The sequence below is a fragment of the Rhodocyclus gracilis genome (assembly GCF_009617575.1).
Classification (GTDB): domain Bacteria; phylum Pseudomonadota; class Gammaproteobacteria; order Burkholderiales; family Rhodocyclaceae; genus Rhodocyclus; species Rhodocyclus gracilis.
The window spans coordinates 223530-240422 of record NZ_WIXJ01000002.1; the positions used below are offsets into that span (position 1 = coordinate 223530).

Below are 16893 nucleotides of genomic sequence, written 5' to 3' on the forward strand. Positions count from 1 at the left end.
CCATGAAAAACCTCATTGCCACCGTGGCCACGGCTGGCTTGATTGCAAGTGCTGCTGGTGCCGAAGAATTGGCGGGCGTTCAAGTCACCCACATTGGTACGCAAGCCTCTGCCGCCGGCCCCACCGAGTTCTTTTCAGGGGTCGTCCGCATTGACACCCCTTTCAAAGGCAGCGGCCAGGCACGTATCAGCGGTGCCACCGTCACCTTCGAGCCTGGTGCGCGAACTGCCTGGCACACCCATCCGCTAGGACAGACCCTGATCGTGACCGCAGGCTCAGGGAGGGTACAGCAATGGGGTGGCCCGGTGCAGGACATCCGGGCCGGCGATACGGTCTGGATTCCACCCGGGGTCAAGCATTGGCACGGGGCTTCTGGCAGCACCGCGATGACGCATATCGCCATCGCCGAAGTGCTCGATGGCAATGTCGTCGAATGGCTGGAAAAGGTCAGCGACGACCAGTTCGGAAGTCGATAGGCCAAGCTGAATAACGAAAGGAACACATCATGGGCAAAGTTGTTGTCGTCATTGGCCCGGGTTCGATTGGCCAAGCCATCGCAAGAAGGGTTGGAGTGGGCAAGAAAGTTCTGCTGGCCGATCTGCGTGAAGAGAATGCTCTGGCTGCAGCCAAGACTCTCCGCGATGCCGGGTTTGAGGTCAGCACCGCCGTGGTCGATGTTTCGTCACGGCAGTCAATCCATGAGTTGGTCGAGCAAGCGCAGGCACTTGGTGACATCAGCGGGCTGATTCATGCCGCGGGTGTCTCGCCAACGCAGGCGTCTCCCGAAACCATCCTGAAGGTGGATCTGTACGGTACTGCCGTCGTGCTGGAAGAGTTCGGAAACGTGATTGCCCGGGGGGGTTCCGGTGTCGTTATCGCCTCGCAATCCGGCCATCGTCTGCCGGCATTGACCGACGAACAGAACAAGGCGCTGGCGCTTACCCCTGCCGATGAACTGCTGACGCTGCCGATGCTTCAGCCGGATCAAGTGAGCGATCCACTCCGTGCCTATCAGTTATCCAAACGCGCGAATTCGCTACGGGTCATGGCCGAGGCGGTTCGCTGGGGCAAGCGTGGCGCCCGGATCAACACGATCAGCCCCGGAATCATCATCACACCGCTCGCCAGGGATGAACTCGCGGGCCCGAGAGGGCCGGGCTACCGGCGGATGATTGACCTGTGTGCCGTCGGCCGAGCCGGAACGCCGGATGAAGTAGGCAACGTCGCCGCCCTGCTGATGGGGCCGGATGGCGCTTTCATCACTGGCAGTGATTTCCTGATGGATGGCGGCGTCACGGCTGCCTACTGGTTTGGTGAACTGGCCCCCGCCACATGAAGCTCGCTCTTGCGAAATTAACCGACAGAAACAACGGAGGACTCAACATGGAAAACTTCACCTTCTTCAATCCGACCAAGATCGAGTTCGGCACGGGCAAGGAGCAGCTGATTGGCCAGATTCTGGCCGGGCATGGCATCAAGAACGTCCTGCTGTGCTATGGCAGCGACCGGATCAAGCGCGACGGACTGTTTGCGACGGTGAGTGACAGTCTGAACGAGCGTGGCGTGCGATACGTCGAATGCAGCGGAATTGTCAGCAACCCGGTACTTTCCAAAGTCCGCGAAGCCATTGCGCTGGCCCGCACGCATCAGGTCGATGCCGTCCTCAGCGTGGGCGGCGGCTCGGTGCTCGACAGCTCCAAGGCCATCGCCGCCGGCGCGCTTTACGCGGGCGATGTGTGGGACTTGTTCATCGGCAAGGGCCGCATTGAGGCTGCTCTGCCGGTTTTCGACATCCTGACGCTGGCAGCTACCGGCAGCGAAATGAACAACGGCGCCGTGGTCACCAATGAGCAAACCAAGGAAAAGTTTGCCATCAGCTCGCCCCACACCTTCCCCAAGGTTTCCATCGTCAATCCCGCGCTGATGCAGACGGTGTCGCGCGACTATCTGGTGTATTCCGCTGCCGACATCATCGCGCACGCGATCGAGGGCTATTTCACCGCTACGGAGCAGCCCAGATTTCATTCGCGCATGGTCGAAGCCATCATCAACACGGTGATCGAAACGACCGAGACCCTGCTCGAAAACCCGCAGGACTACCACGCCCGCGCCGAATTCGCCTGGGCCTCCACACAAGCCCTGAACGGTCTGATCTATGCCGGCACGGCCGGATTTAGCTACCCCAACCACATGATCGAGCACTCCTTGTCGGCGCTCTTCAATGTGCCACATGGCGCCGGCCTGTCGGTGGTCATCCCCGCCTGGATGAAGTGGTATCACAGCCGCAATCCGCAGCAGTTCCAGCGTTTTGCCCAACACGTATTCGGCGTGGATACCCCCGAACAGGGTATCGCTGCGCTGGAGGCGTGGTTCGACAAGATCGGCACGCCCACCCGTCTGTCCCAGTTGGGGATTCGCGAGGCTGACTTGCCGAAGACCATCGAAAACATCCTCGGCAACGCCCAGTGGTTCGGCATCGCCGAGATTTACACGCGCGACGTCGTTACCACCATTCTCAACCACGCACGGCAATGAGCCTGAACGTATTGATCCTGGGTGCCGGTGGCCAGATCGCGCGGGTGGCCACCGAGCTGTTTCTAAAGACAAGTGATGCCCACCTGACGCTGTATCTGCGCCAGGCGCAACGTCTGGGTCGGGCAAATACAGACCGTGTCCGCGTAGTGGAGGGCGACGTGCTCGATCTACCGGCCCTCACGGCAGCCATGGCTGATCAGGATGTGGTCTACGCCAATCTGGATGGACCTTTGGAACAGTTGGCGCGGAATATCGTGGCGGCCATGCGTGAAACCGCGGTGCGTCGCGTGATCTTCGTCAGTTCGATGGGCATCTACCGCGAAGTCCCCGGGGAGCACTACCGCAGCATTCTTGACCCGTACCGCGACGGTGCAGCGGTCATCGAGGCGTCCGGGCTCGACTACACCATCATCCGGCCAGCGTGGCTCAACAACCGGGATGAAGTCGCTTACGGCACAACGCAAAAAGGTGAGGCCTTCAAGGCCAAGGATGAAACCGTATCGCGCAAGAGTGTCGCCCACCTGATCATCAAGCTGGCGACCACGCCTGGACTCGAAATCGGCAGCAGTCTGGGTGTCCACCGAGAAGACAATTAATGCGAATACTCGACATGAATACACCAATGCAAACACGCAAACTCGGCAGTAGCGGACTTGAAGTATCGGCCCTCGGTCTGGGTTGTATGGGCATGAGCATGGCCTACGGCCCTCCGGCCGAGAAACGGGAAATGATTTCTCTAATCCGCCACGCCGTCGAATGGGGCATCACCTTCTTCGACACGGCGGAGCTCTACGGCCCTTATGTCAATGAGGAACTGGTGGGTGAAGCGCTAGCCCCCTTCAGGGGAGAGGTGGCAATTGCAACAAAATTCGGTATCCGTATGGAGGGTGGTCAGCAAATCCAGTGCAGCCGTCCCGAGCAAATTCGCCAGAGCGTCGAAGGTTCTCTGAAACGACTGGGCGTCGAAGCCATTGACCTCTACTACCAGCATCGCGTCGATCCTGATGTGCCCATTGAGGAGGTTGCAGGCACGGTCAGACAACTGATTCTTGAAGGCAAGGTCAAGCATTTCGGAATGTCGGAGGCAGGTGTCAATACCATCCGCCGTGCTCATGCCGTGCAGCCGCTGACGGCGGTGCAAAGCGAATACTCCTTGTGGTGGCGCCGTCCCGAAGACGAACTGCTGCCGACACTGGAAGAACTGGGCATCGGCTTCGTGCCCTTCAGCCCACTGGGAAAGGGCTATCTGACCGGCAAGATTGACGAGAACACGCGCTTCGACGGCGCAGATTTCCGCAACATCGTGCCGCGATTTACGGCAGAGGCGCGCAAGGCAAATCAGTCGTTGGTTGATCTGCTGAAAGGGATTGCCGTCGCGAAGGACTGCACACCGGCACAAATTGCTCTGGCGTGGCTGTTGGCCAAAAAGCCGTGGATCGTTCCGATCCCCGGCACAACAAAGCTGGGACGTCTGGAAGAAAACCTCGGCGCGACCTGGGTCGGGCTGCGACAGGATGAACTCGCCCGCATTGATGCCGCCGCCGCCAGCATCCCCATTCAGGGCGCACGTTACCCCGAGGCACTGGAAAAACGGACAGGGCTTTGAGCATCGAGCGAGGTCGAGTGGCGGCGTCCGTCCCGGAGGCGACGCCAGACAGAGGGTTCAGGGTGCTCGCCATCCTGAGCGCCCTGATGTCTTTCGCGTCAATTTCGACCGATCTTTACCTCCCTGCCCTGCCGGCCATGGGCGAGTCGCTGCATGCCGAGACTGGCTCGGTCGAACTGACGATCTCCGGCTATCTGGTCGGCTTCAGTATCGGCCAGCTTTTCTGGGGGCCGATTGGTGACCGCTACGGTCGGCGCCTGCCAATCACCCTGGGCCTGCTGCTGTTCATCATCGGCTCGGCCGGCTGTGCCCTGTCGAACAACGTGCCGACGATGATTGGATGGCGCATGGTGCAGGCCATCGGGGCCTGTGCCAACGTCGTTTTGGCGCGTGCCATGGTGCGCGACCTTTACGTTGGCCCGCAGGCCGCCCGGATGCTGTCGGTACTGATGACCGTGATGGCCATTGCCCCACTGATCGGGCCGAGTGTGGGCGGCCTGATTCTCCATGTGGCGACATGGCACGCCATCTTCTGGACGCTGGTCGGTGTCGGCATGGCTACCCTATGGGCGCTAACTATCCTGCCCGAAACCTTGCCGCCCGAGCGACGTAATCCGCAGTCGATTACGTCGGCTTTCCTCGGTTACGGACGACTGCTCCGGCAACCACGGCTTCTGGCCTATGCCGGCGTCGGAGGGAGTTTCTATGGGGGAATGTTCGCCTATGTAGCGGGCACACCTGTCGCCTACATCTCACACCACCACGTATCTCCGCAACACTACGGCCTTCTCTTCGGGCTTGGCATTGTCGGAATCATGCTTGCCAACCAGATTAACGCCCGTCTGGTTCGCTGCTTTGGTATTGATCGAATGATCCGATTCGGGGCGGGCCTCGCCACCTGCGCGGGAATGATTACCGCCCTCAATACCTGGCAGGACTGGGGTGGGCTATGGGGGCTGGTTATCCCCCTGTTTTTCTTTGCGTCAGCGACGGGGTTTATCGTCGCCAACGCCATTGTCGGAGCAATGGACGGATACCCAGAACAAGCCGGTGCGGTTTCTGCATTGATCGGAGCCACTCAGTACGGCACGGGAATCCTTGGTTCGGCAGCGGTCGGTTATTTCGCCAATGGCACGCCATTCCCCATGGGGGTAAGCATTGCTTTATTCGGCATGGGGAGCCTGGTGTTTTCCTGCGGACTAAAACCACAGCGTAAGCCGCAAGCCAATACTGATTGATTCAAACTCAATGGGATTTATGGAGAGCGGTCAGCGCACTTCGACGCTTACGACTTAAATAATCCTGAGGCAATGCCACGGGTATCTTTTGGCCTTCCGCGCCATCACTCTACGGGAAGTGAAGATGTTTTTTCAGACGAGCATAAAAATCAATGGCATGGCCTGCGTGGCAGCCGCTATTGGACTTTTTTCGGGGACTATCATGGCCGCAGACTATACGAAGAATCCGTTCACTTTGGCGTATGACGGAGCAATCACCGAGAACGTGAAGGGCGCCGTAAATATCAATCCGGTCAAGTACAAGCTCAATGGACTGGATATCGCCGCGAATGTATATACCCCGGCCAACTACGACCCAAACAGGAAATATCCGGTGATCGTCGTCGCGCATCCGAACGGTGGCGTCAAGGAGCAGGTGGCAGGCCTGTACGCGCAGCGCTTGGCTGAACAAGGCTACATCACGATCACCGCGGATGCGGCGTACCAAGGGGCAAGCGGCGGGCTGCCGCGCAGCGTGGACAAGCCTGCGAACCGTATCGAGGATATCCATGGCATGGCCGATTTCATTACTCAGTATCCCGGAGTCGATGCGAAACGCCTGGGGCTCCTCGGCATCTGCGGCGGCGGCGGCTACGCCTTGGCCGCCGCGGCAACCGACAAGCGGTTCAAGTCGATCGGCACCGTCAGCATGTTCAACTCCGGACGGGTTCGTCGCAATGGCTACGTCGATTCCCAACTTGGCAGCATCCAGCAGCGCTTGCAGCAGGCTGTCGACGCCCGCGCTCAGGAAACGGCTGGAGGGGAAGTGCTTTATTCCGGCGACGCCAATCTGACGGATGAGCAGATCGCCAAATTGCCGTTCGACCTGTATCGGCAGGGATACGCGTACTACTGGAAGACGCATGCACACCCCAACTCGACGTTCAAGTACACCACGAGCAGTCTGCTGGACCTGATGCGCTTCGACGCTACCGACCACCTCGAACTGATTCAGCAGCCATTGCTGATGATCGCAGGCAGCCAGGCCGATAGCCTGTACATGAGCGAGGATGCGTTTGCCAAAGCCACCGGCACGAAGGACAAGGAGTTATTCAGGATCGACGGGGCGACGCACATCGAAACCTACTGGGTTCCGCAGTATGTCGATGCGGCCCTTGCCAGGCTGTCGGCGTTCTATGCGAGAACCCTGTGAGACAGTGGGCTGTGGGTGAATCACCCGGACTTGCCACGTACCGTTACGCCGTAGACATGCGACAGTTGAAGGCATCGTGAGCAACAAGCCATAACGTGTTCTGGCAAAATGGCCCCGGCGGTGCAAATCGCCGGGGCTTGTTTTTCGTGCAGCGCCTCCGCCATAGAACCACCGCCCCACCTCCCGCCTGCCGCCGCTACCCACCTGATGACCGCTCTCGACCCGCAAACGCTGCTGACGCTCAACGTCGTCAATCTCCTGGCGCTGGCGATCCTGCTGCCATTCATCATGGGGCAGAAGCTCAGCAGCGCAGCGCAGGCAGCGCGCCGTTCGCTGATCGTGCACTCCGGCGCGTGGATCGCCGTCATCCTCTCCGAGCTGTGGCCGACGAACTGGTGGCTGAACATCAGCCTGTCGACGGTCTCGATGATCTGCTACAGCAGCTGCAACTGGCTGCTCTATCAGGCGCTGACCAACTGGCTCGGCGAACGCCCGTTCCGGCGCCCGCTGATCGTTCTGGCGATTGTCATGCCGATCGGCTACTTCCTGTTTTTTGACACCTACGCCTGGCGGGTGGGCTGGGCGAACCTGCTGATCGCCATACAGGTCGCCATTCTGGCGAATGCGACGCTGCGACCGAAAACGCGGCTCGTCGGTCCCTGGCGCTACGTGCTTTGCCTTTGCCTCGGATCGATGTCGGTCTTCACCCTCGCCCGCGGCGTCCTGGGCTTCTTCTTCGAGCCGCTCTACCCGAATTTTGCCGCGCCGCATCCGATCAACCTGATCTCCCTCGTCATCGCCAACATCACGATGGTGCTGGGCAGCGTCTCCGTGCTGGTGGCGTGGCGCGAAGAGGCCGAGTTGCAGCTGCGCGACCTGACGGTGATCGACCCGCTGACCGGGCTATTGAACCGGCGCGGCTGGAGCGAGCAGGCAACGCCCGCGTTTTCGAGCAGCCTGCGCCACCAGCTGCCGCTGGCACTGCTCGCGCTTGATCTGGACTTCTTCAAGCGCATCAACGACGAGCGCGGGCACGAAGCCGGCGATGCCGCCTTGCGTCTCTTTGGCGAAGTGCTGCGCCAGCAGGCGCGGACGGGCGACGTCCTTGCGCGCATGGGCGGCGAGGAGTTCTGCGTGCTGCTACCGCTGACCGACGCCGAAGCCGCCAAAGCCTTCGAGGCACGCATCCGCACCACGCTCGAAGAGGCCGCTGTCGCCCGACTGGGGTTCTCGTTCAGCTATAGCGCCGGCCTCACGCACCGCAGCGCGGACGACCGCGATCTGGAAAAACTGCAACTACGCGCCGACGAGGCCCTCTACCTCGCCAAGAGCGAAGGACGCGCGCGCCTCGTCGAGCGCTAGCGCCGGGCGCCGCGCGTGTTGGCGCAAGCGCTTCAACACCAGCCCTGCTTCCACACCTCAGCGTTCGTCAGCTCACGCCAGGGCAGCACCCAGCTGCGCCGCGAATGAACGGCCTCCAGCTCGACCTCGACGATCACCGCCTCATCGTCGGGATCGGCGATGAGGCGAGTGACGATGAAGTGCTTCTCTTTGTGTTGCGGCGCCACGGCGGTCCATTTGCTGAGCAGCAGCTTCGCCGGGTTCAGCCGCCGCAGCGACGCACGCGGCGCGGCAGAGGCGTCCGACGCCGCCGGCGTTGGACGCGCCGGATCAGGCGGATTGTTGCGCAAGGTAATGCGCCTTCACGGCTTGCCGGCGTTGTTCGAACTCCTGACGCAGATCGCGGCGAATCTTTGCCGAGGCGAAGCGGCGTTTTTCGTCGGCAGTCGTCGGATTCAGCGGCGGCACCGCGCATGGCACGCCGTCGTCGTCGACCGCCACCATCGTGAAAAAGCAGCTGTTGGCGTGGCGCAACTCCTGACTGCGGATATTCTCGGCGATCACCTTGATGCCGATCTCCATCGAGGTACGGCCGGTGTAATTCACCGAGGCGAGAAAGGTCACCATCTCGCCAACGTGAATCGGCTGCCGGAACATCACCTGATCGACCGACAAGGTCACGACGTATTTTCCGGCGTAGCGCGAAGCGCAGGCGTAGGCCACCTGATCGAGCAACTTGAGAATGATGCCGCCGTGCACATTGCCCGAGAAATTCGCCATGTCGGGCGTCATCAGCAAGGTCATCGACATTTGCTTGGCGTGCAGCGCGGGGTCCGGCGAGAACGGCGTCGTAGTCAAAGCGTTTTCCTGGCAAAAGTGGCGTGAAGTGAGGAACGCGACGGCGAAGGCCATCCCTCCGCAAAACGTCGCCGCCCGATTGTACGGGGCGAGGCGCCTGCGGCGAAATGAACGAACACGGCGAACTTCGCGAAGGCGCGCGCAAAGCACGCAGGAGCAAGGTGTGCGCCCCCTTTATGCAAGACGATGACGACACACCGGCCGCCCCATGCGCCTACCGGCGCGCCCACGAGCACTGCGATGAGGGCACGCCGACGGCACGAGGCACAGGCCAAGGGCGCTCGCGCAGCCGTAGCCGTAGCCGTAGCCGTAGGCATTTTCCCGGCGCAGGCGCAGGCCGCGCCGCGCGTCAGCAGCTCAGGGCAGGCACCGGCGCTGCCGCCGGAAACGCCGGCCGTCCCTGACTTTGCAGGTGATGGCCGATCCACGCGACGATGTCGTCCGCCGGTAGCGGCTTGGCGAACAGGTAGCCCTGCCCTTCGGCGCAGCGCATGTGCTGAAGAATGGCCTTCTCCGAGCGCTTCTCGATGCCCTCGGCGACGATGCCCAGCGACAGACTGTCGGCGAGTGCGACGATGGCGCGGGCAATCGACTCGTTGGCCGGCGTCTGCTCGATGTCGCGCACGAAAGACTGGTCAATTTTCAGGCGGTCGATAGGAAAGCGCCGTAGGTAGCTCAGGCTTGAATAACCCGTGCCGAAGTCGTCAATCGCCAGACTGACGCCGAGCGATTTGATCTCTTGCAAGGTCCGCAGCACGCCTTCGACGTCGTTCATCAGCACGCTCTCGGTCAGCTCCAGCTCGACCTGCTGCGGGTCGACGGCAAAGGCGGTCAGCTGCTCGGCGAGATAGCGCGGCAGATCGCCCTGCCGGAACTGCAGGGCCGAGATGTTGATCGACATGCGCAAGGGCGGCAGTCCCTGCTGATTCCACTCGCGCAGCTGGCGCAGGGACTCGCGCAGCACCCAGTTACCGAGCGGCACGATGAGGCCGCTTTCTTCGGCCACCGGGATGAAGTGCACCGGCGAGACGAGGCCTCGTTCGGGATGTTGCCAGCGCACCAGTGCTTCGACGCCGCGCAGTTCGTGCGAAGCGAGTTCGACCTGTGGCTGAAAAAACAGCACGAGTTCGTTGCTCTCGATGGCGCGGCGCAAGTCGTTTTCGAGCGACATGCGCGCCGGGTTGTACATCGCCGTCGCCTTCGAGTAGCGGCAAAAGCGGTTGCGACCAGCGCTCTTGGCCTCGTACATCGCCGCGTCGGCCTTGGCGAGCAAGGGGCTCAGGGCCGTGTCGTCGACCGGATACAAGGCCGCGCCAACGCTCACCGTCACCACCAGCGAGTGCCCGAAAAGCTCGATACGCTCGCGCATCGAATCGAGCAGGCGCTGCGCCACCCGGTCGACGTCGGCGGCGTCCTCAAGGTCTTCCATGAGGATGACGAATTCGTCACCGCCCAGACGCGCCAGCGTGTCGTTGCGCCGGGCGGATTTCTTCAGGCGCTCGACGACCACGCGCAGCACCGCATCGCCGACGCTGTGGCCGAGCGAGTCGTTGATCTGCTTGAAGCGGTCGACGTCGACAAAAAGCAGCGCCGCCAGCGTGCCTTTGCGCTGCGAATCGCGGCACGCCTGATCGAGCCTGTCCGCCAGCAGCACGCGATTGGGGATGCCGGTCAGGTGGTCGTAATGCGCCAGGTAATAGAGTTCCGACTGCTTGCGCTGCGTAATCACGTTCAGCAGGTCATGGCCGTTGGCCACGCCGAGATAACGTCCGGCGCTGCTGACGATGAAGCCCGTCACCATGTGCTGCATGCCGGCGGTGATGATGATCTGCGCCACATCCTCGACGCTGCACGAATCCTCGACGATCACCGGCGCCGTCGCCTGGTATTCGGCGTGCTGCAAGAGATCGACGATGCTGCGCCGGCCAAAGATCTCGCGGCTGTAGGGCTTGCTGAAAAACTCGATGAACTTGCGGCGGTCGACCAGCGCCAGCGGCCGGTCATTGGCATCGACGACCGGCAGGGCGTAAAGCTCCTCGTCGGCAAGAAAGCGCTCCAGCGTCTCGTGGCTCGGGGCATGGCTGCGCACCGGCACGAGAAAGCGCAACAGATTCCGAACCGTCGGCATCTCCTGCAAGCGCCCGTCGTTGATGAAGACAAACTGCCGCTGCCCGGCATCGACGACACGGTCGGAATGGGCAGCGCTCTCGGTAAGACGGGGAGTCATGGTGATCGGTCCTGACGGACATACCTCATGCAAAGGGCGACTGCCAGCACAGCGTGCGCGCCACCGGGGGTTTCGGACACGCGATGATGCGCAAGGAACGTGAACAATTGATGACAGACCCGGCGCTCTGGGTGGCGGCGACTATGACACTTGACAAGAAAGCTTCATATTTTGCCGCTGCGAGTGTCGCAAAATGCCCTCACGTTGTACCCCGCCGCAGCGCCGCAAAGGCGCCCTTCGCGGCGCCCCCATTCTCCCGATTGACCCAGCGGCACGCCTGTCTGCACGGGGCGCCGCTTCATTGCCAGCCCGATGCCCACGCCCCCTCTTTCCGCCGCACTGTCCAGCGAGTGCCTGCATTGCCGCAGCGATCTTGATCGCCTGCTGGCAGAGGGCAGCGCGCCGGTGCGCTTTCGGCCGATTGCCGAATTCGCACGCGGCGAGGTCTGGGGGCACATCGCGAGCGTCTGCGGTTCGCCGGAGGGCCGGCTCTACACGCCGCGCAAGCTCGTCACCATCGCCCGCCACGTCGGCCGCATCGAAAAGCTGGCGAGCGTTTTCTTCGACGGCACGGTGCGCCAGTACGTCGATGCCGGCGCGCATGGCACGCTGATCTTCTCCTTGCTGGAGTGGGAGAATCACTGCCTCGACCTGCCGCTCTCGGCGCTGCTCTGCGGCGCGCTGGCGCGGCATGGTCTGCCGCCGGAGCGCGTCGCCATCCTGCATCCCGGCCATGATCCGCGCACACCGCGGCAGCAAACGCTCGCCGAATCGCTGGGCGCCGTCCGCGCCGCCGGCATCGGCCTCGTCTCGCTCAATCTCGGCTGCGAGTGTGGCGATAGCGGGCTGTGGACGCAGCTCGCTCCCGACCTCATCCTCGTAGACGAAATGCTGCTCAGCGGCATCGAGCCGTCGGCGCTGCATCGCTCGCGGGTGGCCGGACTGATCGCCGCCGAGCGCGGGAAGGGCCGCCTCGTCGCCATGAGCGGCATCAGCAGTCTTGCCGTCTGCCGCGCCGTGATGGAAATGGGCGTCACGCACGGGGCCGGCGACTTCATCGGCCGCAGCAATCTCACGCCATCGACCATCGTCTCCGCCGCCGCCAGCAAGCTGATGCTCGAACAGCGCCCCGGCGGCGCCGATGCCGCCGATGGCACGCGCCATGTCCTGCATCGCCTGCTGGTGCCAGTGCCGCCCGCCGCGCCGAGCGACACCGCCGATTCGGTCTTCGCCCGCTTCGAGAACGATGCCGGCGTCAGCGCCATCGCCGTCGTCCGCGACGATCACCCCATCGGCCTGATTTCGCGCTTCGACATGGTCGAGAACATGGTGCGCCCCTACCGGCAGGAACTGTACGGGCGCAAGCCCTGCACCCGTTACATGGACGCCGAGCCGGTCATCGTCGACGTTCGCCTGTCGCTGCCCGAGCTTTCCGAAGTGATCGTCGGCGCCCACCCGCGCCACCTGATCAGCGGCTTCATCGTCACCGAACATGGCCGCTACCTGGGCATCGGCTCCGTGCAGGACCTCATGCGCGAAGTGACGGCCATGCAGATGCAGGCGGCGCGCTACGCCAACCCGCTCACCGAACTGCCCGGCAACGTGCCGATCAACCAGCACATCGACAGCCTGCTGGCAGCGGGCGAGTGGTGCGCCATCGCCTACGGCGACCTCGACAACTTCAAGCCATTCAACGACGTCTACGGCTTCGCCCGGGGCGACGCCGTCATCCGCCTGACGGCCAGCGTTCTCGCCCGCGTCTGCGACCCCGAATACGACTTTCTCGGCCACATCGGCGGCGACGACTTCATCATCGTCTTTCGCAGCCGTGACTGGCAGGCGCGCTGCCAGCAGGCGCTCGACGCCTTCGCCGGCGAGATCCGCGAGTTTTTCAGCGAAGACGACATCGAACTGGGCGGCTACGTCACCGAAAACCGCAAGGGCCAGCCCGAATTCCACGCCATCACCTCGCTCTCCATCGGCATCGTCGATGCCGCACCGGGCATGTTCGCCAACCATCTGAGCATCGCCCGCGTCGCCGCCGAGGTGAAGAAAAAAGCCAAGGCCATCGTCGGCAACAGTCTCTACACCAACCTGCGCACCTACACGCACGGCGAAGAAACCGGCAGCGGCGCCAGCCGCCCCGCCGAGGCACCTGCCGGCACAGGCGCCACACACGCCGCAATATCCACGGGCAGCCCCGTCAGCCCGAGCGCCACAGCCGACGCCGCATTGCCGGCGAGCGCCATCCGGCAAACCAGCGACGAAGTCTTCTGACTCGCCCGCCGCCCTGCGCGACATGCTCACGCCATAGGCCTGCCTAGTCCGAACGGCTCATTCCTTCGGAATATTTGCCGCCGTCGCTTCACTCCCATGTCACACAGCCTGCCTAGACTCGCAGCTCTCGTCGGCGCTCGCCGGAAAAGCGGTCGAGCCCGGCGAAAAGTGCTCGTTCAAGCCTCGCGGTAACGCGTTCGCGCGCTGGCCGCCACGGCGACGACAGGCGGCGCAGGACGACGGTGCGCCGGCTTGCCAACGCAACGACGCAACGACGCGCTTCCCCTAACACTCCACTTGGCGTTTCTCTCCCAGCCCATGACAACGCGTTCGCAACGCTTCCCGCACCGCGGCTTCACCCTGCTCGAACTGCTGGTCGTGATGGTCATCATCGGCCTGCTCGCCGGCTTCGTGGCACCGCGCTTCTTTGCCCAGATCGGCAAATCGGAAACCAAGGTAGCGCGCGCCCAGCTCGACTCGCTGGAAAAATCGCTCGACCAGTACCGCCTCGATGTCGGACGCTACCCAAGCAGCGAGCAGGGACTGGCCGCACTCATGGAGCGCCCCTCGGGACTGACGCGCTGGGCGGGGCCGTACCTGAAAAAAGCGGTGCCGCTCGACCCCTGGGGCAACGCCTACGTCTACAAATCGCCGGGAGAACACGGCGAATTCGATCTGCTTTCCTATGGCAAGGACGGCCAGCCGGGCGGCACCGGCGAGGCCGAGGACATCACCAACTGGTGACGTATGGAATACCGGATCAAGGCGGTGCAGCCCGGTCGCGGCCTCACCCGCCTGACGCTCGATGCCAGCACCCCCGCCGAAGCCAGCCGCCGCGCCGAGGCGATGGGATGCACCGTGCTCTCGGTCAGCGGCGGCGCGCTGTCACTGCGACCGACACGCAAGAGCGCCTTTCCCTTGCTCCTTTTCACACAGGAGCTGCTGGCCCTGCTGCGCTCGGGCATCTCGGTGCTCGAAGCCGTCGAAGCGTTACGCGAGAAGGAGGCCCGGCCAGCGGTGCGCGGCGTGCTCGACGGCATCCACGGCGCCCTGCGTGAAGGCAAGACGCTGTCGGCGGCGCTGGAAGCGTCGAACACCCGCTTTCCGCCGCTCTTCATCGCCACGGTGCGCGCCAGCGAGCGCACCAGCAGCCTCGAAGAGGCCCTGACGCGCTACGCCGCCTACGCCACGCAACTGGAAGCGCTGCGCGGCAAGCTGGCCAGCGCCGCGCTCTATCCCTGCCTGCTGCTGCTCGTCGGCGGCCTCGTCATTCTCTTCCTGATGGGCTACGTCGTGCCGCGCTTTGCCCATATCTACGAGGACATGGGCGGCAAGCTGCCGCTGGTGTCGCGCCTTTTGCTCGAATGGGGCGGTTTCGTCGAACAGGCCTGGCCGCTGCTGCTGGCCGGCGGACTCAGCGTCGTCGCACTCATCGTCAGCGCACCGGGGCGCGCCTTCCTGCTGCGTCAGGGCGAGCGCTTGGCCTGGAAGATTCCGGCGCTCGGCGAGCGGCTGCGCGTCTTCCAGCTGGCGCGACTGTATCGCACGCTGTCCATGCTGCTGCGCGGCGGCATTCCGGCGCCGCAATCGATGAAGATGGTCGCCGGTCTGCTCAGCGCCAGGCTGGCGCAAGCGCTCGAACGCTCGCGCCACCGCGTCAGCGAAGGCACGGCGCTCTCGGCGGCCTTCGAGCGCGAAGGGCTGACGACGCCCGTCGCCCTGCGCATGCTGCGGGTCGGCGAACGCGCCGGCAACATGGGCGAGATGATGGAGCGCGCCGCCGCCTTTCACGACGAGGAAATGGCGCGCTGGGCCGACTGGGCGACGCGTCTCTTCGGCCCGGCGCTGATGCTGATCATGGGGCTGGTGATCGGCGTCATCGTAGTTTTCATGTACCTGCCGATCTTTCAGCTGGCGGAGAGTGTGCAGTGAACGCCCCCGACCTGGCGCTGCCCGCCGTGCCCTTCAGCGCCGCCGAGATCGCCCGCGCCCGCGCGCAGACGGGCACGCCCCTGCTCGACGCATTGGAAACGCAGAGCGCTCTCGCCCCCGCCGACTTCTGCCGCCGCCTCGCCGCGACCGTGCGTCTGCCCTGGCTGAGCCTGCCGGAAATGCAGGCGCATACGGCGGCCTTTGCCGTCATTCCGTTCAACGAAGCACTGCAACGCGGCTGCGTGCCGCTGCGCACCGCCGACGACCGGCTCCTGCTGGCCATCGCCGACCCCTTCGATTTCGCCGTCGGCGACTGGGCGCAACACCGCGCCGGACAGGTGCTCACGTTGCATCTGGCGGCACGCGGCGATGTCACCGCCTATCTCGCCGCCTACGAAGAATCGCTGCGCGCGATGGACGATATCGTCTCCGATGCCGGCAGCGCCGAGGACGACGCCGAGGGCGAGGAAATCTCGCTGAAAAGCATCGGTGAGGACGCCAGCCCGATCGTCCGTCTCGTCAACTCGACGCTCTACGACGCGCTGAAAGCCGGCGCCAGCGACATTCACCTCGAAACCGCACCGGCCGGCATCTTCATCAAATACCGCATCGACGGCGTGCTGGTCAGCGTTGGCGGCGTGCAGGGACGCGACACCGCCGAGCAGGTCATTTCGCGCATCAAGGTGCTCGCCGAACTCGACATCGCCGAGCGCCGCGTGCCGCAGGACGGACGCTTCCGCGTCCTCGGCGGCGGCCGGCGCATCGACGTGCGCGTCTCGATCATGCCGAGCATCCACGGCGAAGACGCCGTACTGCGCATCCTCGACCGCCAGCGCATCACCGACAGCGTTACTGGCCTGCGTCTGGAAACGCTCGGCTATCAGGGCAGCACGCTCGACTGCCTGCGCCGCCTCTCCAACGAGCCGTACGGCATGCTGCTCGTCACCGGCCCGACCGGCAGCGGCAAGACGACGACGCTCTACGCGGCGCTCGGCGAGATCAATCACGGTCACGACAAGATCGTCACCATCGAAGACCCGGTCGAGTACCAGCTCCCCGGCATCCTGCAAATTCCGGTTAACGAGAAGAAGGGGCTGACCTTCGCGCGCGGTCTGCGCTCGATCCTGCGCCACGACCCGGACAAGATCATGGTCGGCGAGATCCGCGACGGCGAAACGGCGACCATCGCCGTGCAGGCGGCGCTCACCGGCCACCTCGTCTTCACCACCGTGCACGCCAACAACGCCTTCGATGTGCTCGGCCGCTTCACGCACATGGGCGTCGACCCGTACAGCCTCGTCGCCGCATTGAACGGCGTCGTCGCGCAACGTCTGCTGCGCGTCAACTGCCCGGCCTGCGCCGAAGACGAAACACCGTCGCCGCAACTTCTGGCGCAAACCGGGCTGGCCGACGCCGAGGCGCGCGCCGGCTTCCGCTTCCGCCGTGGGCGCGGCTGCGCACAGTGCCGGGGAACCGGTTTCAAAGGCCGGCGGGCGATTGCCGAAGTGCTGGTGCTCGACGACCGCCTGCGCGAAATGATCGCCGCGCGCGAGCCCGTACGGCAGATCAAGGAAGCGGCGCAACGCAGCGGCACGCGCCTATTGCGCGAGGCCGGCCTCGACCTCGTGCGCGCCGGTGACACCAGCCTCGCCGAACTCGACCGGGTCGTCGCCTGAGCATGATCTCC

General features: G+C 63.7%; 15 protein-coding genes. 12 read left to right on the forward strand and 3 right to left on the reverse strand.

Features of this window, described 5'->3' with window-relative positions; translation table 11 throughout:
- Positions 1-2 precede the first annotated feature (2 nt).
- The 8 genes from GHK24_RS04200 (at position 3) to GHK24_RS04235 (ending at position 7933) form a co-directional block, all read left to right on the forward strand.
- Positions 3-476 (forward strand): (R)-mandelonitrile lyase, encoded by a 474-nt coding sequence (locus tag GHK24_RS04200; RefSeq protein WP_153469501.1) that lies wholly within the window; start codon positions 3-5, stop codon positions 474-476.
- Positions 477-505: 29 nt separating this feature from the next.
- Entirely contained in the window at positions 506-1336 is an 831-nt protein-coding gene (locus GHK24_RS04205) for an SDR family oxidoreductase (RefSeq protein WP_153469504.1), read from the forward strand.
- A gap of 47 nt (positions 1337-1383) precedes the next feature.
- Positions 1384-2535 carry an iron-containing alcohol dehydrogenase gene (locus tag GHK24_RS04210; RefSeq protein WP_153469507.1) on the forward strand — a complete coding sequence of 384 codons (1152 nt, stop codon included), beginning with the start codon at positions 1384-1386 and terminating at the stop codon, positions 2533-2535.
- Positions 2532-3131, forward strand: coding sequence for an NAD(P)H-binding protein (locus GHK24_RS04215; RefSeq protein WP_153469510.1), 600 nt, complete (start codon positions 2532-2534; stop codon positions 3129-3131). Before GHK24_RS04210 ends, GHK24_RS04215 begins: the two co-directional genes overlap by 4 nt.
- Positions 3132-3157: 26 nt before the next feature.
- A complete protein-coding gene (locus tag GHK24_RS04220) occupies positions 3158-4141 on the forward strand; it encodes an aldo/keto reductase (RefSeq protein ID WP_153469514.1) in 984 nt (327 codons plus the stop codon).
- 62 nt (positions 4142-4203) lie between these two features.
- Positions 4204-5379, forward strand: coding sequence for a multidrug effflux MFS transporter (locus GHK24_RS04225; RefSeq protein ID WP_340666095.1), 1176 nt, complete (start codon positions 4204-4206; stop codon positions 5377-5379).
- A gap of 124 nt (positions 5380-5503) precedes the next feature.
- The gene (locus tag GHK24_RS04230; RefSeq protein ID WP_228384533.1) at positions 5504-6571 is read left to right on the forward strand and encodes an alpha/beta hydrolase; all 1068 of its coding nucleotides are present in this window, start codon (positions 5504-5506) and stop codon (positions 6569-6571) included.
- Positions 6572-6778: 207 nt separating this feature from the next.
- The gene (locus GHK24_RS04235; RefSeq protein WP_167681177.1) at positions 6779-7933 is read left to right on the forward strand and encodes a GGDEF domain-containing protein; all 1155 of its coding nucleotides are present in this window, start codon (positions 6779-6781) and stop codon (positions 7931-7933) included.
- A 32-nt stretch (positions 7934-7965) separates the two neighbouring features.
- Here GHK24_RS04235 and GHK24_RS04240 read toward each other — a convergent pair whose 3' ends face one another.
- From GHK24_RS04240 to GHK24_RS04250, 3 genes are all read right to left on the reverse strand, one after another.
- Positions 7966-8262: a TIGR02450 family Trp-rich protein gene (locus GHK24_RS04240; RefSeq protein ID WP_209022574.1), complete on the reverse strand. Its 297-nt coding sequence runs from the start codon at positions 8260-8262 to the stop codon at positions 7966-7968.
- The gene (locus tag GHK24_RS04245; protein ID WP_228384552.1) at positions 8243-8722 is read right to left on the reverse strand and encodes an acyl-CoA thioesterase; all 480 of its coding nucleotides are present in this window, start codon (positions 8720-8722) and stop codon (positions 8243-8245) included. Before GHK24_RS04245 ends, GHK24_RS04240 begins: the two co-directional genes overlap by 20 nt.
- 397 nt (positions 8723-9119) lie before the next feature.
- A complete protein-coding gene (locus tag GHK24_RS04250; RefSeq protein WP_153469523.1) occupies positions 9120-10997 on the reverse strand; it encodes a putative bifunctional diguanylate cyclase/phosphodiesterase in 1878 nt (625 codons plus the stop codon).
- A 312-nt stretch (positions 10998-11309) separates the two neighbouring features.
- On the opposite strand from GHK24_RS04250, the gene GHK24_RS04255 reads away from it, so the two are divergent.
- The 4 genes from GHK24_RS04255 (at position 11310) to GHK24_RS04270 (ending at position 16882) form a co-directional block, all read left to right on the forward strand.
- Positions 11310-13274 carry an EAL domain-containing protein gene (locus GHK24_RS04255; RefSeq protein WP_153469526.1) on the forward strand — a complete coding sequence of 655 codons (1965 nt, stop codon included), beginning with the start codon at positions 11310-11312 and terminating at the stop codon, positions 13272-13274.
- A 318-nt stretch (positions 13275-13592) separates the two neighbouring features.
- Positions 13593-14018 (forward strand): type II secretion system major pseudopilin GspG, encoded by a 426-nt coding sequence (gene gspG, locus GHK24_RS04260; RefSeq protein ID WP_153469529.1) that lies wholly within the window; start codon positions 13593-13595, stop codon positions 14016-14018.
- Positions 14019-14021: 3 nt separating this feature from the next.
- Positions 14022-15206 carry a type II secretion system F family protein gene (locus GHK24_RS04265; protein ID WP_153469532.1) on the forward strand — a complete coding sequence of 395 codons (1185 nt, stop codon included), beginning with the start codon at positions 14022-14024 and terminating at the stop codon, positions 15204-15206.
- On the forward strand, positions 15203-16882 hold the full coding sequence (locus GHK24_RS04270; RefSeq protein WP_340666096.1) for a GspE/PulE family protein: 1680 nt from the start codon (positions 15203-15205) through the stop codon (positions 16880-16882). Before GHK24_RS04265 ends, GHK24_RS04270 begins: the two co-directional genes overlap by 4 nt.
- The last annotated feature ends 11 nt before the right edge of the window (positions 16883-16893 follow it).